At 76.1% G+C, this 21,552-nt stretch carries 22 protein-coding genes and 5 pseudogenes; 10 read left to right on the top strand and 17 right to left on the bottom strand.

Annotated elements, in window-relative coordinates; translation table 11 throughout:
• Nucleotides 1–135: 135 nt before the first annotated feature.
• On the top strand, nucleotides 136–1,533 hold the full coding sequence (locus tag ACVCAH_RS20015) for an acyl-CoA synthetase (RefSeq protein WP_447137693.1): 1,398 nt from the start codon (nucleotides 136–138) through the stop codon (nucleotides 1,531–1,533).
• Between the two features lie 251 nt (nucleotides 1,534–1,784).
• Here the strand turns inward: ACVCAH_RS20015 and ACVCAH_RS20010 are convergent.
• From ACVCAH_RS20010 to ACVCAH_RS19965, 10 genes and pseudogenes are all read right to left on the bottom strand, one after another.
• A pseudogene (locus ACVCAH_RS20010) lies at nucleotides 1,785–1,835 on the bottom strand (hypothetical protein); the annotation flags it as partial.
• 228 nt (nucleotides 1,836–2,063) lie between these two features.
• A pseudogene (locus tag ACVCAH_RS20005) lies at nucleotides 2,064–2,597 on the bottom strand (LLM class flavin-dependent oxidoreductase); the annotation flags it as partial.
• Nucleotides 2,598–2,706: 109 nt separating this feature from the next.
• A pseudogene (locus tag ACVCAH_RS20000) lies at nucleotides 2,707–2,829 on the bottom strand (LLM class flavin-dependent oxidoreductase); the annotation flags it as partial.
• Nucleotides 2,830–3,037: 208 nt separating this feature from the next.
• The gene (locus ACVCAH_RS19995) at nucleotides 3,038–3,730 is read right to left on the bottom strand and encodes a RibD family protein (protein WP_447137692.1); all 693 of its coding nucleotides are present in this window, start codon (nucleotides 3,728–3,730) and stop codon (nucleotides 3,038–3,040) included.
• Nucleotides 3,727–4,383 carry a GTP cyclohydrolase II gene (locus tag ACVCAH_RS19990; RefSeq protein ID WP_447137691.1) on the bottom strand — a complete coding sequence of 219 codons (657 nt, stop codon included), beginning with the start codon at nucleotides 4,381–4,383 and terminating at the stop codon, nucleotides 3,727–3,729. The genes ACVCAH_RS19995 and ACVCAH_RS19990 overlap by 4 nt, the downstream gene beginning before the upstream one ends.
• A gap of 8 nt (nucleotides 4,384–4,391) precedes the next feature.
• Nucleotides 4,392–5,354, bottom strand: a complete 963-nt coding sequence (locus ACVCAH_RS19985; RefSeq protein ID WP_447137690.1) for a lysylphosphatidylglycerol synthase transmembrane domain-containing protein — start codon at nucleotides 5,352–5,354, stop codon at nucleotides 4,392–4,394.
• Nucleotides 5,355–5,415: 61 nt separating this feature from the next.
• Nucleotides 5,416–6,243 (bottom strand): SAM-dependent methyltransferase, encoded by an 828-nt coding sequence (locus tag ACVCAH_RS19980; RefSeq protein WP_447137689.1) that lies wholly within the window; start codon nucleotides 6,241–6,243, stop codon nucleotides 5,416–5,418.
• Nucleotides 6,240–7,277 carry a glycosyltransferase family 4 protein gene (locus tag ACVCAH_RS19975; RefSeq protein ID WP_447137688.1) on the bottom strand — a complete coding sequence of 346 codons (1,038 nt, stop codon included), beginning with the start codon at nucleotides 7,275–7,277 and terminating at the stop codon, nucleotides 6,240–6,242. The genes ACVCAH_RS19980 and ACVCAH_RS19975 overlap by 4 nt, the downstream gene beginning before the upstream one ends.
• Complete coding sequence (locus tag ACVCAH_RS19970) at nucleotides 7,277–7,675, bottom strand: 6-pyruvoyl trahydropterin synthase family protein (RefSeq protein ID WP_447137687.1); 399 nt, start codon at nucleotides 7,673–7,675, stop codon at nucleotides 7,277–7,279. Before ACVCAH_RS19970 ends, ACVCAH_RS19975 begins: the two co-directional genes overlap by 1 nt.
• A gap of 3 nt (nucleotides 7,676–7,678) precedes the next feature.
• Nucleotides 7,679–8,659: a dehydrogenase gene (locus tag ACVCAH_RS19965; protein WP_447137686.1), complete on the bottom strand. Its 981-nt coding sequence runs from the start codon at nucleotides 8,657–8,659 to the stop codon at nucleotides 7,679–7,681.
• 85 nt (nucleotides 8,660–8,744) lie between these two features.
• On the opposite strand from ACVCAH_RS19965, the pseudogene ACVCAH_RS19960 reads away from it, so the two are divergent.
• The 4 genes and pseudogenes from ACVCAH_RS19960 to ACVCAH_RS19945 all read left to right on the top strand — a co-directional run.
• Nucleotides 8,745–9,437: pseudogene (locus tag ACVCAH_RS19960) on the top strand (CDP-alcohol phosphatidyltransferase family protein); the annotation flags it as partial.
• A 158-nt stretch (nucleotides 9,438–9,595) separates the two neighbouring features.
• Complete coding sequence (locus ACVCAH_RS19955; RefSeq protein WP_447137685.1) at nucleotides 9,596–11,368, top strand: sulfatase; 1,773 nt, start codon at nucleotides 9,596–9,598, stop codon at nucleotides 11,366–11,368.
• 117 nt (nucleotides 11,369–11,485) lie between these two features.
• On the top strand, nucleotides 11,486–12,328 hold the full coding sequence (locus tag ACVCAH_RS19950; RefSeq protein ID WP_447137684.1) for an NmrA family transcriptional regulator: 843 nt from the start codon (nucleotides 11,486–11,488) through the stop codon (nucleotides 12,326–12,328).
• Nucleotide 12,329: 1 nt separating this feature from the next.
• Nucleotides 12,330–12,830, top strand: a complete 501-nt coding sequence (locus tag ACVCAH_RS19945; protein ID WP_447137683.1) for an anthrone oxygenase family protein — start codon at nucleotides 12,330–12,332, stop codon at nucleotides 12,828–12,830.
• 33 nt (nucleotides 12,831–12,863) lie between these two features.
• Here ACVCAH_RS19945 and ACVCAH_RS19940 read toward each other — a convergent pair whose 3' ends face one another.
• Genes ACVCAH_RS19940 through ACVCAH_RS19930 form a run of 3 tightly spaced genes read right to left on the bottom strand, consistent with a single transcriptional unit; the run spans nucleotide 12,864 to nucleotide 15,489 of the window.
• Nucleotides 12,864–13,466, bottom strand: a complete 603-nt coding sequence (locus tag ACVCAH_RS19940) for a GerMN domain-containing protein (RefSeq protein WP_447137682.1) — start codon at nucleotides 13,464–13,466, stop codon at nucleotides 12,864–12,866.
• Nucleotides 13,463–14,818 (bottom strand): ATP-binding protein, encoded by a 1,356-nt coding sequence (locus ACVCAH_RS19935; RefSeq protein ID WP_447137681.1) that lies wholly within the window; start codon nucleotides 14,816–14,818, stop codon nucleotides 13,463–13,465. The genes ACVCAH_RS19940 and ACVCAH_RS19935 overlap by 4 nt, the downstream gene beginning before the upstream one ends.
• Nucleotides 14,815–15,489 (bottom strand): response regulator transcription factor, encoded by a 675-nt coding sequence (locus tag ACVCAH_RS19930; protein WP_447137680.1) that lies wholly within the window; start codon nucleotides 15,487–15,489, stop codon nucleotides 14,815–14,817. The genes ACVCAH_RS19935 and ACVCAH_RS19930 overlap by 4 nt, the downstream gene beginning before the upstream one ends.
• A gap of 148 nt (nucleotides 15,490–15,637) precedes the next feature.
• On the opposite strand from ACVCAH_RS19930, the gene ACVCAH_RS19925 reads away from it, so the two are divergent.
• From ACVCAH_RS19925 to ACVCAH_RS19915, 3 genes are all read left to right on the top strand, one after another.
• Nucleotides 15,638–16,102 (top strand): STAS domain-containing protein, encoded by a 465-nt coding sequence (locus ACVCAH_RS19925; protein ID WP_447137679.1) that lies wholly within the window; start codon nucleotides 15,638–15,640, stop codon nucleotides 16,100–16,102.
• Nucleotides 16,103–16,139: 37 nt separating this feature from the next.
• Nucleotides 16,140–16,412 (top strand): GlsB/YeaQ/YmgE family stress response membrane protein, encoded by a 273-nt coding sequence (locus ACVCAH_RS19920; protein WP_447137678.1) that lies wholly within the window; start codon nucleotides 16,140–16,142, stop codon nucleotides 16,410–16,412.
• Between the two features lie 77 nt (nucleotides 16,413–16,489).
• Nucleotides 16,490–17,113, top strand: a complete 624-nt coding sequence (locus ACVCAH_RS19915; protein WP_447137677.1) for an STAS domain-containing protein — start codon at nucleotides 16,490–16,492, stop codon at nucleotides 17,111–17,113.
• Nucleotides 17,114–17,145: 32 nt separating this feature from the next.
• Here the strand turns inward: ACVCAH_RS19915 and ACVCAH_RS19910 are convergent, their stop codons facing one another.
• Entirely contained in the window at nucleotides 17,146–17,895 is a 750-nt protein-coding gene (locus ACVCAH_RS19910; RefSeq protein ID WP_447137676.1) for a DNA-formamidopyrimidine glycosylase family protein, read from the bottom strand.
• Between the two features lie 29 nt (nucleotides 17,896–17,924).
• On the opposite strand from ACVCAH_RS19910, the pseudogene ACVCAH_RS19905 reads away from it, so the two are divergent.
• Both ACVCAH_RS19905 and ACVCAH_RS19900 read left to right on the top strand, forming a co-directional pair.
• A pseudogene (locus ACVCAH_RS19905) lies at nucleotides 17,925–18,335 on the top strand (spore photoproduct lyase family protein); the annotation flags it as partial.
• A gap of 127 nt (nucleotides 18,336–18,462) precedes the next feature.
• On the top strand, nucleotides 18,463–19,086 hold the full coding sequence (locus tag ACVCAH_RS19900; RefSeq protein ID WP_447137675.1) for a spore photoproduct lyase family protein: 624 nt from the start codon (nucleotides 18,463–18,465) through the stop codon (nucleotides 19,084–19,086).
• 40 nt (nucleotides 19,087–19,126) lie between these two features.
• On the opposite strand, the gene ACVCAH_RS19895 is transcribed toward ACVCAH_RS19900, so the two are convergent.
• Genes ACVCAH_RS19895 through fabG form a run of 3 tightly spaced genes read right to left on the bottom strand, consistent with a single transcriptional unit; the run spans nucleotide 19,127 to nucleotide 21,539 of the window.
• Nucleotides 19,127–19,579: a MaoC family dehydratase gene (locus ACVCAH_RS19895; RefSeq protein WP_447137674.1), complete on the bottom strand. Its 453-nt coding sequence runs from the start codon at nucleotides 19,577–19,579 to the stop codon at nucleotides 19,127–19,129.
• The gene (locus ACVCAH_RS19890) at nucleotides 19,576–20,748 is read right to left on the bottom strand and encodes an acyl-CoA dehydrogenase family protein (protein WP_447137673.1); all 1,173 of its coding nucleotides are present in this window, start codon (nucleotides 20,746–20,748) and stop codon (nucleotides 19,576–19,578) included. Before ACVCAH_RS19890 ends, ACVCAH_RS19895 begins: the two co-directional genes overlap by 4 nt.
• A gap of 32 nt (nucleotides 20,749–20,780) precedes the next feature.
• Complete coding sequence (gene fabG, locus ACVCAH_RS19885) at nucleotides 20,781–21,539, bottom strand: 3-oxoacyl-ACP reductase FabG (protein ID WP_447137672.1); 759 nt, start codon at nucleotides 21,537–21,539, stop codon at nucleotides 20,781–20,783.
• Between the last annotated feature and the right edge of the window lie 13 nt (nucleotides 21,540–21,552).

Below are 21,552 nucleotides of genomic sequence, written 5' to 3'. Positions count from 1 at the left end.
TGCCGGGATCGGGACCGACCCGGCGCCAGGGGTGGTGGGCATGCCCGGGCGGTGGCTACGGTCGGGCCGGGCCCGCGCCACCGGGCTCCGGTCCGCCCGCCGGCGACCGCCCCGCTGCTCGTGAGAGGCGACGACGTGACCCTGTTGACGGCGTTGTCGGAGGCCCCGGAGGACCCTCCGAACGCGGTCCGGGTGGCCGGCCGGTCGGTCTCCCGGGCGCAGTTGCTGGCCCGCGCCACGGCGGTCGCCGACCGCATCCGCGGGCTGGAGCGGGTGGCCGTGCTGGCCACCCCGTCGCTGGAGACGGTGGTGGGGGTCGTCGGCGCGCTGCTGGCGGACGTCACCGTGGTGCCGGTGCCGCCCGACGCCGGGCCGATGGAACGCGAGCACATCCTGCGGGACTCCGCCGCGGCCGCCGTGCTCGCCGCCGAGGGGGACGACATCGACGGCGGCGGACTGCCGGTGGTCCCCGTGTCACCGGACCTGGTCTCCTCGTCCAGCCACCCGGAGCCCGGCCCGGGCCGGCCCGCGCTGATCGTCTACACCAGTGGAACCACCGGGCTGCCCAAGGGGGTCCTGCTCTCCCGCCGGGCGATCGCCGCCTGCCTGGACGGGCTCGCCGACGCCTGGGCCTGGAGTCCCGACGACCTGCTGGTGCACGGGTTGCCGCTGTTCCACGTGCACGGACTGGTGCTGGGTCTGCTCGGGCCGCTGCGACACGGCAGCCGGCTGGACCATGTCGGACGCCCCCACCCCGAGCGGTACGCCGCCGCGGGCGGGACGCTGCTTTTCGGGGTGCCGACCGTCTGGTCCCGGGTCTGCGCCGATCCGTCGGCCGCCCGGGCACTGCGCCGGGCCCGATTGCTGGTCTCCGGCAGCGCGGCGCTGCCGGCGGCGGTCTTCGCCGGCCTGCGCGCGCTCACCGGGCACCGGGTGGTGGAGCGGTACGGGATGACCGAGACCCTGATCACGGTGAGCGCCCGGGCGGACGGGCCCCGCGAGGCCGGTTGCGTGGGCCTGCCGCTGCCCGGCGTCCGCACCCGGTTGGCCGACGAGCACGGCGACCCGCTGCCCACGGACGGGTCGGCGATGGGAGAGCTGGTGGTCTCGGGTCCGACGCTCTTCGACGGCTACCTCAACCGGCCGGACGCGGACGCGGCCACCCGCACCGGCGACGGCTGGTACCGCACCGGCGACATCGCCACGATCGGCCCGGACGGGCGGCACCGGATCGTCGGGCGCGCCTCGACCGATCTGATCAAGAGTGGCGGCTACCGGATCGGCGCCGGGGAGGTCGAGGACGCGCTGCTGGCCCATCCCGGGGTACGCGAGGCGGCGGTGGTGGGCACCCCGGACCCGGTGCTGGGCCAGCAGGTGACCGCGTACGTGGTCGGCGACGGGGTGACCGAGACGGAGCTGATCGACTTCGTGGCCCGCCTGTTGTCGGTCCACAAGCGACCCCGCCGGGTGCACCTGGTGGACGCGCTGCCTCGCAACGCCCTCGGCAAGGTGCAGAAGACCCGGCTCGGGTGAGCACAGCCCGATCGGGGCGGAACCCGGCTCCACCCGCGCGCTGCGGCGAGTGCTGCCCGGTCGCTAGGAGCGCGCGGCGGCCGGCGGTCGCGGCGCCAGCGACAGCAGCGCCTCGCGGCGCAGCTTGCCGGTCTCGTCGCGGGGCAGCCGGTCGGCCACCCGCCACACCCGGGGCACCTTGAACCCGGCCAGCCGGTGCGGCAGTGCCGGTCCAGTGTGGCGGGCGCGTCGGCGGCGGCGAGCCCCTGCCCGGTCAGCTGCACCACCGCGCACACCCGCTCACCGAACTCCTCGTCCGGCACCCCGAGCACGGCCACGTCCTGGACCGCCTCGTGGGCCAGCAGAGCCGCCTCCACCCCGGCCGGGTAGACGTTCACGCGTACTCCTCCGAGTCCGCCGACTCCACGGCGGCACCACACCGGCCTCCTCGAACTCGGCGCCCTTGTGCACCAGCAGCGTGGCATCCCCACCGCCACCCGCTCGCGAACGCGACCGGGTGAACCGATGAGGCTGACCGCCTCCAGCAACTCGACCGGCACGGCGACGGCCGCCTCCGCCTTCCGCCCGGACAGGTAGAGCTCCTGGATCCGGTCCGCCTCAGCCGGGTAGCCGTACCGGGACACCAGGTCGTGGTAGAAGTTGCGGCCCCGGGCCCGCCGACGTAGAGGGCGATCCACCGGCGGGCGTGCGCGAACGCCGCGGTCAGGTCGATGCCGATGGCGAACGGGCCACCGGCGACCACTTCCAGCGGGCCGAGTTCGGCCGGCCGCCGCGCGGCGCCGGCGGCCAGTGCCTCCCCCCACACCCGCGCCGCCTGCTCGCGGGAAGAGCGCCGGCAGCCAGCCGTCGGCGACCTCCGCGGTCATCCGCACGTTCGCCGGGCCGAGCGACGCCACGTAGATCGGGATCCGCTCCCGGACCGGGCGGGTCAGCATCTTCAGCGGCCGGCTCAGCCCGGTGCCCTGCTCCGGCGGGAGCGGCAGCCGGTAGTGGCCGTCGTGGCGCAGCGTCTCCCGGCGCCACGCCCGCCGGCACAGCTCGACGACCTCCCGGGTACGCGCCACCGGGTGGTCGTAGGCGACCCGTGCCAGCCCTCCACCACCTGCGGTCCGGAGCGCCGATGCCGAGCAGCGCCCGGCCGCCGGAGAGGGCGTCCAGCCCGGCGGCGGTCTGCGCGAGCAGCGCCGGGGTACGGGTGTAGATCGGCAGGATCGCCGAGCCGAGGCCGACCCGCCGGGTCCGGGCGGCCAGGAAACCCAGCACGGTGACCGCGTCGAAGGCGTACGCCTCGGGCACCCAGAGCACGTCCACCCCGGCCTGCTCCCATTCGACCGCACGCTCGGCGGTGGTCGGACGTCGCCGGCGTGGGGCAGGATGACGCTGAACCGCATGGGACCCCCTCGGGTGGCGGATGCGGCGCGGGCGCGGCGCCGGGGGCCCGAACCGCCGGTTCGCGCCACCCTCGCCGCCGGGTGGCGGCGTCGTCAACCGCGGGCCCGGCCCGTCAGCCCCCGGGGCAGCGGTCGGACAGGGCGTAGCGCACCAGCACCACGTCGCCGATCTGGCGCACCTCCGCCACCCGGGCGCGACAACCCGGGTGCCACGGGAACCGGCCGTCGCCGGCGAACCGCGGCGCGCGGCAGTCGCCGACGAAGAACGGCGCGACCACCAGGTGCAGCTCGTCGGCGAGCGCGGCGGTGAGGAACTGCCGGTGCACGCTCGCGCCGCCCTCCACCATCAGCCGGCGTACGCCCCGGGCGGCCAGGTCGGCCAGCGTCCACGCCAGGTCGACCGGCTCGCCCGCGTCCACCACGTCGGCGAGGGCGCCGAGCCGATGTCGGGTCTTCTCCACGGCGGCAGTGGCGCAGTAGACGATCCGGTCGGTTTCGCCGACGGTGAAGAACCGGCCGGCCGGGTCGAGGTCACCGGTCGCGGTCAGGGTGACCCGGGTCGGTGACGCGGGCAGGCCCCGGTCGACGCGGGCCATCCGGCGCTGCGCCGAACGCACCAGCAGCCGGGGGTCGTCCCGCCGGACGGTGCCGGCACCGACCAGGATCGCGTCGCAGCCGGCCCGGACCCCGTCGACCCGGTCCAGGTCCACCGCGTTGGACAGCAGCAGCCGCTGCTCCGTGGCGTCGTCGAGGTAACCGTCGATCGACGTCGCGCAGCTGAGCAGGACGTACGGGCGCTCAGTCACGGACCAACCAGCGGGAGGTCGAGGTCGTGCGCGCCGCGGCTGGCCTTCGCCGCCAGGTAGCCGGCGTTGGCCGGGGAGAGGTACACCCCGGTGGCGACCCGCCCGGCCACCGTCACGCCGTGCCGGCGCAACTGTGCGGCCTTGTCCGGGTTGTTGCTCAGCAGCGCGATCCGGGGCACGCCCAGGGCGGCCAGCATCTGCGCGGCGACGGTGTAGTCCCGCTCGTCCGGCCGGTGCCCGAGCGCCTCGTTCGCCTCGTAGGTGTCCAGCCCGGCGTCCTGCAGCGCGTACGCGTCGAGCTTGGCGTACAGGCCGATGCCCCGCCCCTCCTGGCGCAGGTAGAGCAGGAAGCCGCCGCGGTCGCTGATGCGTTCGGCCGCCTCGCGCAGCTGCGGGCCGCAGTCGCAGCGCTGGCTGCCGAAGACGTCGCCGGTCAGGCACTCGCTGTGCGGGCGGACCAGCGGCGGGGCGCCGCCGGCGGTGCCGCGGTCGCGGGCCCCCGTCCAGTCCCCCAGCCCGAGCGCCAGGTGCTCCCGGCCGTCGGCCAGGCCGTCGAAGGTGAACACCCGCGCGGCGGTGGCGTACCCGTCGGGGAACCGCAGCGGGACGGTGACCTGCGTACGGACGGTGGCGGGAGGCGGTGCTTCGGACATGGATCTCCTCATCGGACGGTGCCGGCGGGCACGCGGACACGTCGGGCCACCAGCACGGCGGCGCCGGGCAGGCTCGCGACGAGCACGAGCGCCCCGTACACCGTCGCGGTGGCGACCCCCTCGGCGGCGGTCAGGCCGGCGGCGCCGAACGCCCACGCGGCCACGCCCTCGCGTGGCCCGAAGCCGGCGACGTTGGCGGGGACCCCCATCGCCAGCAGGGCGAGCAGGGTCAGCGGCGCCAGCAGGGTCAGCGGCGCGGTGGAGCCGGCGGTGCGCGCCGCGAGCAGGAACGTCGCCAGGTGACCGGCCACCGCGACGGCGGAGGCGGTCAGCACGCCCAGCCAGGTCCGCCGGGCGAGTAGCCCGGCGCGGACGTCCGCCGCCGCGGTGCGCAGCGCCCGCGCCCAACGCGACGGGCCGGAGCGGGGCAGCGCGCGGGCCAGCAGCGCCGCGCCGAGCCCGGCCGCCACCGCCAGCGCGGTGACCGCCGGCAGGTACGGCCGCACCGGGGACGGGAAGGCCAGCAGCACCACCAGCGCGACCCCGGCGAGCACGGCCTGGCCGGCGACGCGTTCCCAGACCACCGCGCGGATGCCCCGGCCGACGTCGCCGACGTCCCGCCCGTGCCGCACCGCCCGGTGCACGTCGCCGAGCACCCCGCCGGGCAGGGTCGCGTTCAGGAACACCGCGCGGTAGACGTGCGCCACCGCGGTGCGCAGCGGCAGCCGCACCCCGAGCCCGCCGGCGACCAGGCTCCACCGCCAGGCGCAGCACACCGTGGTGAGCACGCCGATGCCGAGCGCCGCCGCCAGCGCGCGGGCGTCGATCAGCCGCAGTCCGGCCAGGAACGGGCCGGTGCCCAGCCAGCCGAGCAGGACGGCGAGCACGCCCAGCCCGCCGACGGTGCGCGCCCAGGCCCAGCCCGACCGTCCCGGCCGCGTCGACGCGGCGCCGTCCGTCTCCGCCCCCACCCGAGCCCTCCCCGCACGACGATCTTCCTGCTGGTAGGCACGTGCCGGCGGGCCCGCCGGTTCAATCACCGCCGGCCAGCAGGTCGCTGTGCCGGACCACCACGTCGAGCCGGCCGGCCGCCGCGTCGGCCAGCCGGCGCCGGGCGTACGCCACGGCCGGGCCGGCCAGCTCCGGCCGCTGCTCGCAGGCCGCGTCCAGCCAACCGGTGAACCACTCGGCGGCCAGCTCGGCCTGGTCCGGGCCGAGCCGCCACGGGCTGGGGCGCACGTCGACGCCGACGCCGCGCCGGGCGAACGCGGCGACGGTGGCCTCCACGGCGTCCGGACCGAGCAGGGCACGGCCGGCCACGGTACGACGCTGGTGGTCGTTGAACGCCGCGGCAACCTCCTCGTCCAGCGGATCGGCCGGGGTCAGCTCCACCCGCCCGGTCACCGAGATCATGAACAGCACCGGGCAGCCGGCGCCGGCGCACGCCCCGACCAACCGGTCGACCTCGTCGGCGGTGAGCATGTCGAGCAGCGCGGAGGCGGCCACCAGCGAGGTGCCGGCGAAATCGGCGGCGGTGAGCCGGGTCAGGTCGCCCTGCCGGGTGCGGACCATGACCGGCGTGCCGTCGGCGGCGACCACGCCGGCCATCCCGACGGCCGCCCGGCGCAGCAGGTCCGCGTCGCCGTCGTGCAGGACCCAGCGCTGCGGGCCGGGCAGCCGCGGGGCCAGCCACCGTCCCAGGGAGCCGGTGCCCGCGCCGAGGTCGTGCACCACCAGCGGCCCGCCGCCGGCCAGCCGGCCGCGGACCCGGTCCACCAGTTCCACCGAGCGGGCCGCAGCGTCGGCGGCCTCCCGCAGCGCGAGCCACCGCGCGAAGTCCGGGGGCAGGGAAACCGTCATGCCGCCATCGCCTCCTTCAGCACCTTGGCGGTGAGCGTCGCGGTGAGCGTCCAGTCGTCGAGGGTGTCCCGCCGGGCGCGGGCCGCCGCGCGCAGCCGGTCACGCAGCGGCGGGTCGCCGAGCCAGCGGCGCAGCGCGCCGGCGAGCGCCGCCGGGTCGTCCGGCGGCACCAGCAACCCGGGCGGGGTTCCGTCCGGCGCCCGGCCGAGCGCCTCCGGCAGCCCGCCGGCGGCCGTGGCCAGCACCGGGATCCCGCGCGCCAGGGCCTCGGTGACCACCATCCCGTACGTCTCGCCGCGCGAGGCCAGCACCAGCAGGTCGGCGCCGGCGTACCCGGCGGCGAGCCGCTCGCCGGCCAGCGGGCCGACCAGTCGCACCCGGTCGGCGAGCCGGTGCGCGTCGATCCGCCGGCGCAGCCCGGCGACGAAGTCCGGATCCCGGTCCAGCGGGCCCGCGCAGACGCAGGTCCAGGGCGTCTCCGCGACCGCAGCGAGGGCCTCCACCAGCACGTCGTGTCCCTTGTGCGGGGTGACCGCGGCGACGCAGAGCAGCGCCGAGCCGGCGGCGGTGCCGCGTGCCGGCGGCGCCGGGTCCACCCCGGGCGGGGCGACGTGCACCCGGTCGGCCGGCAGTGGGTACGCCGCCAGCAGCCGGCGGCGGGTCCACTCGCTGGTGGTGAGCACCGCCGCGGCCGCGGCCAGCGCGGCGGCCTCCGCGTCCCCGCCCAGCGGCAGGTGCACCAGCGCCACCAGGCGCAGCCGGCGGGCCTGCGGGGCCAGCACCTCGGGCACGGCCGAGGCGACCAGGCCGTCGAGGAGCACCAGCGCGCCGTCGGGCAGCGCGGCGAGCCGCCCGGCCAGCCCGGCCCGGTCCGCCGGCGCCGGGTGGGGCCAGCCGCCCGGCACGGCGTGCTCCCGCACCGACCAGCCCGCGGCGGCGAGGCCCTGGCAGAGCCGGCGGTCGTAGCGGTTGCCGCCGCTCGGCCCGGCCGGGTCGTCGATGTCGTTCGGCAGCACGACGTGCACGGTGGCCATCAGAGCGACCGTTCGTAGCTGGCCCAGGCGACGTGCGACTCGTGCAGGGTCACCGTGATGCCGGCCAGCCCGCGCGCGCCCGGGCCCAGGTCGCCGGCGCGCACCCGGTCGGCGAGCCGGTCGGCGACCGTCCGGGCCAGCACCTCGGTGGTGGTGTTCACGCCGGCGAACGCGGGCTCGTCGTCGAGGTTGCGGTAGGTCAGTTCGCCGAGAACGGCCTTGAGCTGCTCGGTGGCGAGGCCGATGTCAACCACGATCCCGTCGGCGTCCAGGTCGGCCCGGCGGAAGGTGGCGTCGACCACGAAGGTCGCCCCGTGCAGCCGCTGGGCGGGGCCGAAGACCTCCCCCCGGAAACTGTGGGCGATCATCATGTGGTCCCGGACGGTGACGCTGAACACGGATCACTTCCCGTCATAGCTGATCAGATGGCACAGGGCGGGCAGGCTGCCGGCGGTCAGCCGGGGCAGCACGTCGGGCAGCCGCGCGAAGGGCGATTCGCCGGTGATCAGCGCGTCGAACGCGGGATCGGCGAGCAGTTCCAGGGCGAGCCCGAGCCGGTCGGCGAAGGTGCGGCTGCCGCGGCGGGCCGGCGCCACCGCCCCCACCTGGCTGCCCCGGACCGTCAACCGGCCGGAGTGGAACGCGCCGCCCAGCGCCACCTGCACCGGGCGGTCGCCGTACCAGCTGAGCTCGACCACGGTGCCCTCCGGGGCGAGCAGGTCCAGCGCGCGTTGCAGCCCGGCGCCGGTGGCGCTGGCGTGCACCACGAGGTCCCGGCCGCCGGCCGCCCGCTCCGGCGTGGCGAACCGCACGCCCAGCGCCTCGGCCACCGCGGCGCGGGCCGGGTCGACGTCGACGAGTTCCACCCGGACGCCGGGAAACCGGGCCAGCACGGCGGCCACGCAACAGCCCACCATGCCGCCGCCCACCACGCTGACCCGGTCGCCGAGCAGCGGCGGCGCGTCCCAGAGCGCGTTGACCGCGGTCTCCACCGTGCCGGCCAGCACCGCCCGGGCGGGCGGCACCGCGTCGGGCACCGGCACCACCGCGTCGGCCGGGACGACGTACGCGGTCTGGTGCGGGTACAGGCAGAAGACGGTCCGCCCGAGCAGCTCGGCCGGGCCCTGCTCGACCACGCCGACGTTGAGGTAGCCGTACTTCACCGGGCCGGGGAAGTCGCCCTCCTGGAACGGGGCGCGCATCGCGGCGTACTGGCCGGCCGGCACGCGACCGGCGAAGACCAGGGTCTCGGTGCCCCGGCTGACCCCGGAGTAACAGGTGCGGACCAGGACCTCGTCGGGGCCGGGCGCGGGCAGCGACACCGGCCGGATCTCGCCCAGGCCCGGCGCGCGGAGCCAGAAGGCGTGGGCCTCGCGGGTCACCGGCATCTCCTCACCCGACCGAACCGAACGGCCGGTTTTTCCGTGTACCCCGTCAGGGGTTGTCGATCATAGACACGGAGGCACGGTGCCCACGGTTCGAACTGGTCCGGTGATCGGGCTGATCGTCCAGATTGTCCTGCTCGCCGGTCTCGCCGGAACGGTCGGCCTCGGCGCCGCGGGTTGGCTGGCCGGGCTCGCGTACGCGACGCTCGGCTGCGCCGTGCTGAGCCGGGGGTTGGCCCCGGCGGCCGGGCTCGGCCCGGCGGACCGGGTGACGCTGGCCCGGGCGGTCCTGGTCGGCGGGGTCACGGCGTTGGTGGCGGACGCCGCCGGCCGGCCCACGCCGGTCGGGCTGCTGGTCGGGTTGACCGCCGTGGCGTTGCTGCTCGACGCGGTGGACGGGCGGGTGGCCCGGCGCACCGGCACGGCGAGCGCGTTCGGGGCGCGCTTCGACATGGAGGTCGACGCGTTCCTGATCCTGGTGCTCAGCCTGTACGTGGCGCCGTCGGCCGGCGGTTGGGTGCTCGCCATCGGCGCGATGCGCTACGCCTTCGTCGCCGCGGCCCGGGTGCTGCCCTGGATGCGCCGGCCGCTGCCGGCGCGCTACTGGCGCAAGGTGGTCGCCGCGGTCCAGGGGGTCCTGCTGCTGGTCGCCGCGTCCGGGGCGCTGCCGCGGTCGCTGACCGTGGTGGTGCTGGCCGTGGCGCTGGCGCTGCTGGTGGAGTCCTTCGGCCACGACGTCGGGTGGCTGTGGCGGCACCGCCCGGTCCGGCCGGTCCAGCCGCGCCGGGTCGACGTCGGCGTGGCCCGGCCGGCGTCGCCCGTCAGCCGGGCGGCGCCGCCGGTGGGCCGGCGCCCCGCCGGCGAGCCGGCCGGCGGCCGGGACCGGCCGGTCGCCCCGCCCGTGCTGTCGCTGCGCTGAACCCGGGAGCCTAGATGTCGACCCGCAACCCACCCCACCCGCCGACGACCGGCCCGGACGGGTCCGGAACGCCGCCGCACCGGATCGGACAGTCGGCGTCGGACCCCGCCTCCGAGATCCATCCGCCGACCGGCTCACCCGGTCTGCGTACCCGCGCCGGGGACGGCGGCCGGCGCCGCCGGACCGTGGCGGCCCGGGTCACCACCGCGCTGGCCGCCCTGCTGGTGCTGGCCGCGCTGACCGCGCCGTGCCGGCCCGGGCAGCTCACCCCCGGCGCGTTCCTGCGCATCCCGCTGGAGGGGCTCCTGGTGGCCGCCCTGCTGCTCGCCCTGCCGGGCCGGCCGCGGCGGGTGGTGGCCGCCCTGGCCGGGGCGCTGCTCGGCCTGCTGACCGTGCTGAAGCTCGCCGACCTGGGCTTCCGCTCGGCGCTGGGCCGCCCGTTCGACGTGGTGCTCGACTGGGCGCTGCTCGACGACGCGGTCGGCTTCCTCACCGACTCGTTCGGCCGGGCCGGTGGCACCGGCGCGGTCGTCGGGGCGCTGGTGCTGGTGCTGGCGCTGCTGGTGGCCCTCACCGCGGCGGCGCTGCGACTGGCCGGGCTGGCGGCGCGGCACCACCTCGGGGCGCGGCGGGTGGTCGCCGCGCTGGTGGCGCTCTGGGTGGTCGCCGCGGCCACCGGGATGCGGATCGCGCCCGGGGTGCCGGTGGCCGACGCCGAAGCCACCGCCCTGGTGGCCGACCACACCCGGCAGGCGCAGGCGCGGCTGCGCGACCGGGAGGCGTTCGCCGCACAGGTGGGCGCCGACCCGTTCCGGGAGACACCCGGCGAGCAGTTGCTCACCGCGTTGCGCGGCAAGGACGTGATCGTCGCCTTCGTGGAGAGCTACGGGCGGGACGCGGTCGAGGATCCGGAGTACGCGCGGGTCGGCGAGGTGCTGGACGCCGGCACCGGGCGACTGCGCGCCGCCGGCTTCCAGGCCCGCAGCGGCTTCCTCACCTCGCCGACGATCGGGGGCGGCAGCTGGCTGGCCCACGACACGCTGCTGTCCGGGCTCTGGATCGACAACGAGCAGCGCCACCGCAGCCTGCTGGCCAGCGACCGGCTCACCCTCGGTGGCGCGTTCCGGCGAGCCGGCTGGGACACCGTGGGAGTGATGCCGGCCGCCACCCAGCCCTGGCCGGAGGGCGCCTTCTTCGGCTACGACCGGTACTACGACGCCGCGGGCCTCGGCTACCGGGGACCGAAGTTCAGCTACGCCCCGATGCCCGACCAGTACACGCTGGCCACCTTCCAGCGCCGGGAGCGGGACGTCGCCGACCGCCCGCCGCTGATGGCCGAGATCCCACTGATCTCCAGCCACTCGCCCTGGACCCGGATCCCGCAGGTGATCGACTGGGACGCCGTCGGCGACGGCAGCGTCTACCGCGACGCCGCCATCACCAACCCGAAGTCGCAGCCCCGCGCCGGCTACCGCAAGGCCGTCGAGTACTCGGTGCGCACCTTGATCTCCTATCTGGAGACCTACGGGGACGAGAACCTGGTGCTGATCTTCCTCGGCGACCACCAGCCCGCGCCGGTGGTGACCGGCGAGGACGCCAGCCGGGACGTGCCGGTCAGCATCGTCGCCGCCGACCCGGCGGTGCTGGACCGCGTCGCCGGCTGGGGCTGGCAGGACGGCCTGCGACCGGGGCCCGACGCGCCGGTCTGGCCGATGGACGCCTTCCGCGACCGGTTCCTGACCGCCTTCGGCCCCGGTGCCCCGGCCGCCCGCGCCCAGGGCCGCTGACCCGGCCCGGCGTACCGGGGCGGCGGAGGTCGCCGGCGGTCCGGTCGAGACGGACGCGCATGCCCTCGCGCGTCCCGCGCATGGCCACCGGCGACGACCCGACGTTGGATGGAGGGCATGACGATCAACCAGCAGACCGTGCTCGTGATCGGCGGCACCGGCAAGACCGGTCGCCGGGTCGCCGACCGCCTCACCGCGCTCGGCCGGCCGGTCCGGCTCGGCTCCCGGACCGGCACGCCTCCCTTCGACTGGACCGACCGGGCGACCTGGCCGGACGCGCTGGCCGGGGTCGGCGCGGTGTACCTGTCGTACCAGCCGGACCTGGCCGTGCCCGGCGCCGTCGAGGCCGTGGAGTCGTTCACCCGGCTCGCGGTGGCCGGCGGGGTGGACCGGGTGGTGCTGCTCTCCGGGCGGGGTGAGCCCGAGGCCGAGCAGGCCGAGCGGGCGGTGCGGCAGGTCGTCGACGCGGCCGGCGGCCGGTGGACGGTGGTGCGGGCGAGCTGGTTCCTCCAGAACTTCAGCGAGGGCGCGTTCGCCGACGACGTCCGCCGGGGCGAGCTGGTGTTGCCGGTCGACGGGGTGGCCGAGCCGTTCGTCGACGCGGACGACGTCGCGGACGTCGCCGTCGCCGCGCTGACCGGGGACGGGCACGCCGGCGAGGTCTACGAGGTGACCGGTCCCCGGCTGCTGACGTTCGCCCAGGTGGTCGCCGAGATCGCCGCCGCGGCCGGCCGCCCGGTCCGGTTCACCCCGGTCCCCGCGGCCGGGTACACCGAGGCGCTGCACCGGTCCGGCGCCCCGGCCGACGTGGTCGCGCTGCTGACGTACCTGTTCACCGAGGTCCTCGACGGGCGCAACGCCAGCCTGGCCGACGGCGTGGAACGGGCGTTGGGCCGGCCGCCCCGCGACGTCGGCGAGTACGCGCGGACGGCCGCCGCGACCGGCGTGTGGGGAGCCTGAGATGACCGTCCTGCGTACCCTCACCCTGCTCGCCGCCACGGTCTCCACCGGCCTGATGGCCGGCCTGTTCGCGGCGTTCGCCTACGCGGTGATGCCCGGCCTGGCCCGGGCGGACGACCGGACCCTGGTCCTCGCCATGCAGCGGATCAACGAGTCGATCGTCAACGGCTGGTTCCTGGTCAGCTTCCTCGGCGCGCTGGTGTGCACCGCGCTGGCGGCGGCGCTGCACCTCGGCGGGGCTCACCGGGCCCTGCTGCCGTGGATCCTCGCGGCGCTGCTGCTCTACCTGGTGGTGCTGGTGGTCACCGGCCGGGTCAACGTGCCGCTGAACGACGAGCTGCTCGCCGCCGGTGACCCGGACCGGGTGCCGGACCTGGCCGCCGTGCGGGACCGCTTCACCGCCACCTGGGTGCGCTGGAACCTGGTCCGCGCGGTCGCCTCGACCGCCTCGTTCGTCCTGCTCAGCTGGGCTCTGGTGGGGCACGGCCGGCTGACCGGCTGACCGGCGCCGGGCCGGCCGCCCGGCCCGCGCCGGTCAGCGGGCCGCGATGAGGTGCGTGTAGTCGGCGGCGCTGAGCGGCTGCTCGGCCAGCGACCCGTCCGCCCGCGGAACGCCGAGCGGCTGCCCGCGGCGCAGGAACGAGACCGTCGCCACGTCGGCCCGGGCGGTCAGGGTGCAGACCAGCTGCCCGAAGGCGAGCACCTCGTCGCTGCGGCCCGCCCCGTCGTCGACCGCGTCGACCTCGACGTCGGCGCGGGTGCCCGTGATCCGAACGGTGGCGTTGGCGACCGCCCCCGGCAGCGAACTGGTCAGGCCCCGGTCCCGTTCGGCGGCGCTCGGCCCGGCGAGCAGGTGGGCCAGCTGGGCGTCGGGCGACGGTACCGCGTCCAGCCGTCGCTCCACCGGCACCAGGCGGTCGTCCCGGACGAAGCAGAGCACCTCGGCGACCCGTCCCGCCGGGGAGGTCGCCTCGCCGGTCGCCGCCGACGGGAACGGGCCGTGCGGCGCCGGCACGGTGCGTGGCGCGTCCTCGGCCGGCACCCCGCACCCGGCGAGCACCAGGACCAGCGCGGCCAGCCCGGCGCGGCGCCCCACCGGACGGGCCGACCGACGACCCACCGCGGTCCGCACGCTCATCGGACCGACTCCGGCAGTTCGACACGGAACCGGGCCCCGCCGCCGGGCCGGTCCCCGACCTCGGCCCGACCGCCGTGGGCGGCGGCGTGCTGGGCGACGAGGGCCAGCCCGAGGCCGGTGCCGTCGCCACCGGCGCGGGCGTGGGCGGCCCGGGCCCGGACGAACCGGTCGAAGACCGCCTCCCGGTCGGCGACCGGCACGCCGGGCCCCTCGTCGTCGACCTCGACGATGCCCGTCCCGCCCCGCCGGGCGAGGCGCACCGCGACCGGCCCGCCGCCGTACCGCACGGCGTTGTCGAGCAGGTTGACCAGGATCTGCCCCACCCGGCGCCGGTCCACCCACCAGGTCGTCGCGGTGCCCGCGGCGACCTGGACCAGGGCGGCCGGCAGCGAGCGGGACCGGCAGGCGTCGCGGGCCAGCGCCGCCACGTCCACCGGCGCCAGCTCGGCCGGCCGGTCGCTGCGGGCCAGCTCGATCAGGTCGTTGACCAGCTGCTGGAAGCGGGCGACCTCGTCGGCCACCAGACCGGCGGCCAGCGCGGTCCGCTCGTCGAGCTGCTTTCGGCGGTTGGCCAGCACGCTCGCCGCGGCGGAGAGCGTCTGCAACGGCGAGCGCAGCTCGTGGCTGACGTCGGCGGCGAACCGGCGGTCCCGTTCGATCCGCCGGGCGAGCTGGTCGACCATGTGGTTGAAGGAGGTGGAGAGCCGGGTCAGGTCCGGGTCGGTGGTCGGGGCCAGCCGGGCGGTGACGTTGCCCGCCGCGATCTTCTCGGCCGCGTCGGCGACCGCGGTGAGCGGCCGCAGGCTGTGCCGGGTGGCGTACCAGCCGACGGCGGCGCCGGACCCGCCGACGATGATGGCCACCGCGGTGAGCGCCAGCGCGAGGACCTGAAGCGTCTCCTCCAGCTCCCGCAGCGAGGTCACCTCGTAGTAGCTGGCCGCCTCGGCCAGCGGCACGCCGACCAGCAGGGCCGGCTGGCCGTCGATCCGGACCCGCTGCACCGCCGGTTCCCCGCCCCGCACCAGGCGCTGCAGCTCGCCGGGGACGGCGGCGGTCAGCCCGTCGTCGGCGTTGCGCAGATACCACTGGTCGTCGCGGTGCAGCAGCGGGCGGCGGTTGCCGCCGGTGTCCAGCGACCGCAGCACCTCCACCACGTCAGGTGCCCCGGTGTCCAGTCCCGCCCGCACCACGGCCGCGTCGAAGTACGCCGCCCGCAGCGCGGTGCGTTCCCGCTCGTCGAGCAGGGACCGCCGGGTCAGCTCGTACGACACCAGGGCCATCGACGCCGCCAGCAGCAGCGCGCCGACGGCGAAGCCGGCGGTGACCCGGGCCCGCAGGCCGAGCCGCCTCATCGCTGCAGCTTGTAGCCGAGCCCGCGCAGCGTGACCAGGTGGCGCGGGTTGGCCGGGTCGCTCTCGATCTTCTGACGCAGCCGGCCGACGTGCACGTCGACGAGCCGCTCGTCGCCGGTGTCGTAGCCCCACACCCGGCTCAGCAGCTGCTGCCGGGACAGCACCCGCCCGGCGTGCTCGGCCAGCTCGCAGAGCAGCCGGAACTCGGTGCGGGTGACCGGCACCGGCTGCCCGGCGCGGCGCACCTCACCCGCCTCCGGGCTGATCTCCAGCTCGCCGAAGGTGAGCACGGACACGGCCGGGGCGGCGGAGCGGGCCCGCCGGCGCAGGGCGCGCAGCCGCGCGGACAGCTCCTTGATCGCGACCGGCTTGACCACGTAGTCGTCGGCGCCCGCCTCCAGCGCCGCGACGATGTCGTGGGTGTCGTCGCGGGCGCTGACCACCACGATCGGCACGTCGTCGTCGCGGCGCAGCTGCCGGATGCACTCGAAGCCGTCCAGCCCAGGCAGCATCAGGTCGACGAGCACGTTGTCGGCGGGGTCCCGGCGCTGCGCCCGGAGCCCTTCCTCCGCCGTGGCCGCCCCGCGCGCGGTGTAGCCCTCGTCCTCCAGGGCCAGCAGCAGCGCCAGGCGAATCCGGTCGTCGTCCTCGATCACCAGCACGCCCGTCATATCCGCATCATCCCCGGCGGCCCGCCGGTCGCCCAGCCCTGGCCGGCGTCGCTCGGATTTGTCACGCAACTGTCATGGAACCGCGCGACCAGCGCCAAGGGCGGCCGGGAGGGTGGGTGCCGGAGCGGACGGCGGGGAGGCGCGAGCGGTGACGAAAGCGCAGGCGGGGTGGGCGGTGCCACTGATCGAGGTGGCCCTCAGCACGGAGCTGGACCGGGCCGGCCTGTCGGTGACGGGCCTGGCCTTCGACCGGGTGCTGGCGCTCTCCCCCGGGCACGTGGTGGTGGATCTGGCCGGCTGCCGGCACATCGACGCCGCCGGCATCGGCCTGCTGCTGGACGTGCACCGGCGGCTCGCCCGCCGGCAGGCGGTGCTGAGCCTGCGCGACCCCAACCCGCGGATCCAGCGGATCCTGCAGACCGCCCGGCTGGACCAGGTGCTGCCGGTGACCGCCACCGGGCAACCGGCCCCACCGGCCGACGCGACGCCTCCGCCGGCCGGTACGACGTCCCCACCGGCCGGCATGGCCCCCCGGCCGGCCGGTGGGGCGGCCCGCTCCGGCGGCCCGACCGGCCGCACGTACGGCAGGGCGACGGTCGCGTCGCCGTCGTGACCCCGCGACCGCGGGCCGAGTACGGAGGAGGACAGCCATGACCGCGACCGGTCTCGGCACGGCGGTGGCCGTCGGCCTCGCCGTCGGGGCGCTGGGCCGGTTCGCCGCACCGGGCCGGCGGGAGATCCCGGTCTGGCTGGCGCTGGTGGTCGGGGTGGTCACCGCGGTGCTCGGCACGGTGGTGGTCGGCCTCGCCGACGCCGGCGGCCGCTTCGACCTGCTCGACCTCGTCGTGCAGATCGGGTCGGCCGCGGCCGGCGTCGCCCTGGTCGCCGTCACCACCGGGCACGGGCGATCCGACCCGGCCTGACCGGGCTTCGCGGCACGGTCGTCCCTGCCGGCGCCGCGGCCCGGACGGACCGGCCGAGGGAACGCGAGGAAGAGGACATGACCGTCGTACCCGACGAGCACCTGATGACGCTGATCTGCGACGCGTGCGGCGACACCGTCCGGGCGACCGCCTGCGTGCTGCCGGACGCCGAGGTCGTCTGGACGCTGGTGGCCGAGCACGGCTGGAGCGGCTCACCCTTCGCCACCGGCCCGCACCGCTGCCCGCGCTGCGAGCCGCTGCCGGCCGACCCGACGGGTGGCAGCCACCCCGGCTCGGTGCTGGGCATCGACTACCTCGAGGACGTCCCGGTGGTGAGCGTCGCCGGCGACATCGACCTGGACGGCGGCGACGCGCTCCGCGCGGCCCTGCACTCGGCGGTGGAGGTACCCGGGCACGTGGTGGTCGACCTGACCCGGGTCCACCTGATCGACTCCACCGGGCTCGGGCTGCTCGTCCGCGCCCACCGGGACGCCCGCGAGCGCGGGGTGGTGCTCTGCCTCGCGGCGCCGTCCCGCTACATCCGCACGGTGCTGCACACGATGCGCCTGGACGGCCTCTTCCCGGTCTTCGACAGCGTCGAGGAGGCGGTGGCCGGGGTGTCGGGGCCGCCCCGCCGCTCTCCCGACGAGCCCGACCCGGGGTCGGCCCGGCGCCCGGAGGCCGCCGCCCGGGCCGGGTGAGACGCCCGGTCACGGTGCGGCACGGCGCCGGCTCATGCTTGTGGCTGGTCGACCGGGCAGGCGTACGCCGAGCGGCCACCCAGCTCCCACATCCGCACCGGCGCGCCGCAGTGCCGGCACGCCTGCCGCTTGTACACCCAGCGCTCGTCCGGCGCCGCCGGGTCACTGACCACCTGGCCGGCGTCCCGGCCCAGGGCCAGGTACCGCACCGCGAGGTCCCACAGCCGCCGGGCCGTCTCCGGCCCGATCCCCCGGGCGTCCGGGTCGAGGCCGGCGAGGAAGAGCAGCTCGGCGCGCCAGGCGTTGCCGATGCCCGCCCAGACCGCCTGGTCGAGCACCGCGGCGCCGACCGCGCCCCGGACGGCGGCCAGCCGGCGCACCGCCTCCGCCGGGTCGGCGTCGGCCCGCAGCGGGTCCGGCCCGAGCGAGTCGCGCAGCGACCGTTCGCCGGCGGCCGGGAGCGGCTCGCACCGGATCGGGGCGATCAGGTCGTACGCGACGGCGGCGCCGGTCAGCCGCATCCGCACCCCGGCGCGCGGGGCGGCGGTCGGGTCGTCGTATCGCAGGAACAGCCCGCGCAGGCCGAGATGCACGTGCAGGGTCGGGCTGCCGTCCAGGTGGTAGAGCAGGTGCTTGCCGTACGCCTCCACCGCGCGCAGCCGCCGCCCGTCGTACGGGCCGGGGTCGAAGCGGCCCTGCGGGCTGGAGACCGCGAGCACCTGCCCGGCGAGCGCGGCCTGCTGCTCGCGGGCGTAGCGGTGGATCAGGTGCCCCTCGGGCACGTCAGCGGCGTCGGCGGGACACGGCGGGCATGGCGGCGGATACCCGGCGCGCCCGGCGGGAAACGTCGGCGCGGGCGGGAGGAAGGGCGGTCGGTCCGGAGTTGTACCGGTTCGTGACTGACGTCGCCCCGCAGTCCCGGCTGCTCGACATCCGGCGGATCTTCGTGGAGCCGGAGGCCGCCGCGCTGCCGCGGGGCCAGCAGGTGCTGGCCCGCTTCCCCGACGCCGAGCGGGTCGAGATCGACAGCCACACCCGCATTCCGGAGCTGTACGGCGACGAGACGAACGTGGCCCGCTGGGTGCGGATCAAGACCGAGACCCTCGTGCTCGGGGTGAAGAAGTCGCTCACCGCCCGGCCGAACGGCCGTTCCAGCGACTTCATCGCCCCCTCCACCGCCAACGGCTGCGCCATGGCGTGCGCCTACTGCTACGTGCCGCGGCGCAAGGGCTACAGCAACCCCGTCACGGTCTTCGCCAACATCGAGCGGATCACCGGTTACCTGTCCCGTCACGTCGCCCGGCAGGGCGTGAAGGACACCCCCGAACCAGTGCGACCCGCACGCGTGGGTGTACGACATCGGCGAGAACTCCGATTGTTCGCTGGACGCCCGGGTCAGCGACAACGTCCGGGACCTGGTCACCTGCTTCCGCGACCTGCCCACCGCGAAGGCCAGCTTCGCCACCAAGCACGTCAACCGGGACCTGCTCGACTGGGACCCGCGCGGGCGGACCCGGATCCGGTTCTCGCTGATGCCCGCCCGGGACGCCAAGCTGCTCGACATCCGCACCTCACCGGTCGCCGAGCGGATCGCCGCCATCGACGACTTCGTCGCCGCCGGCTACGAGGTGCACGTCAACTTCAGCCCGGTGGTGGTACGCGACGGCTGGCTCGACGACTGGGCGGAGCTGCTCGACCAGCTCGACGCCGGGATCGGGCCGCGGGCCCGGGCGCAGCTCGCCGCCGAGGTCGTCTTCCTCACCCACAACGACCGGCTGCACGAGGTCAACCTCGGCTGGCACCCGAAGGCCGAGGAGCTGCTCTGGCGTCCGGACCTCCAGCAGCCCAAGCGCTCGCAGACCGGCGGCTGGAACGTGCGTTACCGCACCGGCGAGAAGGGCCGCTACGTCGCCGCGCTGACCGGGCTGATCGGGACCCGGACGCCGTACTGCCGGATCCGGTACGCCTTCTAGGCGGCCCGGCCGGGCCGCGTGGGCCCGGCCGGCGCGAGGGTCACGCGTAGAGCCGACTGACCGTCTCGGCGACGCAGACCGGTTTGCCGCCCGCGTCGCTCTCCACGGTGACCGCGGCGACCAGCTGCACGCCGCCGTCCACCGGGGACACCTCGGCGATGGTGGCGGCGGCCCGCACCGCGCCGCCGACCCGGACCGGGGCCGGGAAGCGCACGCGGTTCAGCCCGTAGTTGACGCCCATCCGCAGCCCCTGCACCCGGTAGAGCCGGCCGACCAGCGCCGGCAGCAGGGACAGCGTCAGGTAGCCGTGGGCGATGGTGCCGCCGAACGGGCCGGTGGCGGCCCGTTCCGGGTCGACGTGGATCCACTGGTGGTCGTCGGTGGCGTCGGCGAAGAGGTCGACCCGGCTCTGGTCGATCCGCTGCCAGTCGCCGGGGCCGATGGTCTCGCCGACCGCCGCGGCCAGCTCGTTGAGGGAGGCGAAGGTCCTCATGCCAGGTGCCCTCCGAGCTTGGTGTAGCCGCGCAGCAGGTCGCGGGAGATGATCAGCCGTTGCATCTCGTCGGTGCCCTCGAAGATCCGGTAGAGCCGGACCTGCCGGTACCAGCGCTCGATCGGCAGCTCCCGGGTGTAGCCCATCCCGCCGTGGATCTGCAGCACCCGGTCGACCACCCGGTTGACCATGCCGGCCCCGTAGAGCTTGGCCATCGACGAGGCGTGCCGGGGGTCCATGCCCTGGTCCACGGTCCAGGCCGCCCGCAGGATGAGCCAGCGGGCCGCCTCCAGCTCGGTCTCGGAGTCGGCGATCATCCACTGGATCGCCTGGTTCTCGCCGATCGGCCGGCCGAACGTCTGCCGGCTGTTGGCCTGGTCGATCGCCATCCGCAGCGCCCGCTCGGCGATGCCCACCGCGTGCGACGGGATGGTGTAGCGACCCTTGCCGATCCACTCCATCCCGAGGGTGAAGCCCTGCCCCAGCTCGCCGAGGATGTTGCGGCCGGGCACCCGCACGTCCTCGAAGATCAACGAGGCCGGCCCGCCCTCGCCCATGGTCTGGATGAACTCCGACCGCCAGCCCATCGACCGGTCCACCAGGAAGGCGGTGGCGCCGCCGTTGCGGGCACCCTTCTCCCGGTCGGTCACCGCGATCACGATGGCGAAGTCGGCGTCGTTGCCGCCGGTGATGAAGGTCTTCTCGCCGTTGAGGATCCAGTCGTCGCCGTCGCGGCGGGCGCTCAGCTTGATGTTGGCCGCGTCCGACCCGGCGCCCGGCTCGGTGATCGCGAAGCAGCTGCGCCGCTCGCCCTCGATGGTCGGGATCAGGTACTCCCGCTTCTGGTCCTCGTTGCAGTGGAACAGGATGTTGTCCGCCTCGCCGCCGAACCGGAACGGCACGAACGAGCGGCCGATCTCGGTCCAGATCAGCGACTGGGTGACCGCCGGCAGGTCCATGCCGCCGTACTCCTCCGGCGTGGCCAGCCCCCAGAAGCCGAACGCGCGCGCCTTGAGCTGCAACTCGCGCAGCTCGCTGTGCTCCAGGCCGGGCCGGTGCGCCCGTTCCCGCCGCAGCAGCTCCTGCTCCAGCGGCATGACCTCCTTGGTGATGAAGTCGCGGGCGGTGTCGCGGATGGCCCGCTCGGTGTCGGAAAGCGCGAAGTCCATGTCCCCTCCGGGTGCTGAGCTGTACGCGCGCCTCAGCGCGCGCCGCCGTTGACGTACAGGGTCTGGCCGCTGACGTACGAGGCGTCGTCGCTGGCCAGGAAGGCGATCACCGAGGCGATCTCGGCCGGCTGGGCGACCCGGCGCAGCGGGGTGTGCTCGGCGACCATCCGCTGGTGCTCCTCCGGGCTGCTGCCCACCCGCTGGGCGGTGGCGGCGGTCATCGCGGTGGCCACGTAGCCCGGGGCGACCGCGTTCACCGTCACGTTGAACAGGCCCAGCTCGATGGCGAGGGTGGCGGTCAGGCCCTGCACGCCGGCCTTGGCCGCCGCGTAGTTGACCTGTCCCCGGTTGCCGAGGGCGGAGCGGCTGCTGAGGTTGACGATCCGCCCGTACCGGGCCGCGACCATGTGCTGCTGGGCCGCCTGGCAGCAGAGGAACATGCTGGTCAGGTTGGTGGTCAGCACCGCCTCCCAGCGTTGCAGGGGCATCTTGAACAGCAGGTCGTCGCGGGTGATGCCGGCGTTGTTCACCAGCACGTGCAGCCCGCCGTAGGTGCGTACCACCCGGTCGGTCATCCCGGCCACCGCCTCCGGGTCGGTCACGTCGCAGCCGATGCCGACGGCCCGGCCGCCGGCCGCGGTGATCTCGTCGGCGACGCCCTGGCTGCGCTCGGCGTCGAGGTCGACCACGGCGACGGCGGCGCCCTCGGCGGCCAGCCGGTGCGCGGTGGCGGCGCCGATGCCCTGCGCGGCGCCGGTGACGACGGCGACCCGGTCGGCGAATCTGGTCACGGTTGCTCCCTTG

Source organism: Micromonospora sp. LZ34 (genome assembly GCF_052981855.1).
Note: the sequence above shows the minus strand (reverse complement) of the source record. Positions and strands in the feature narration are given on the sequence as shown.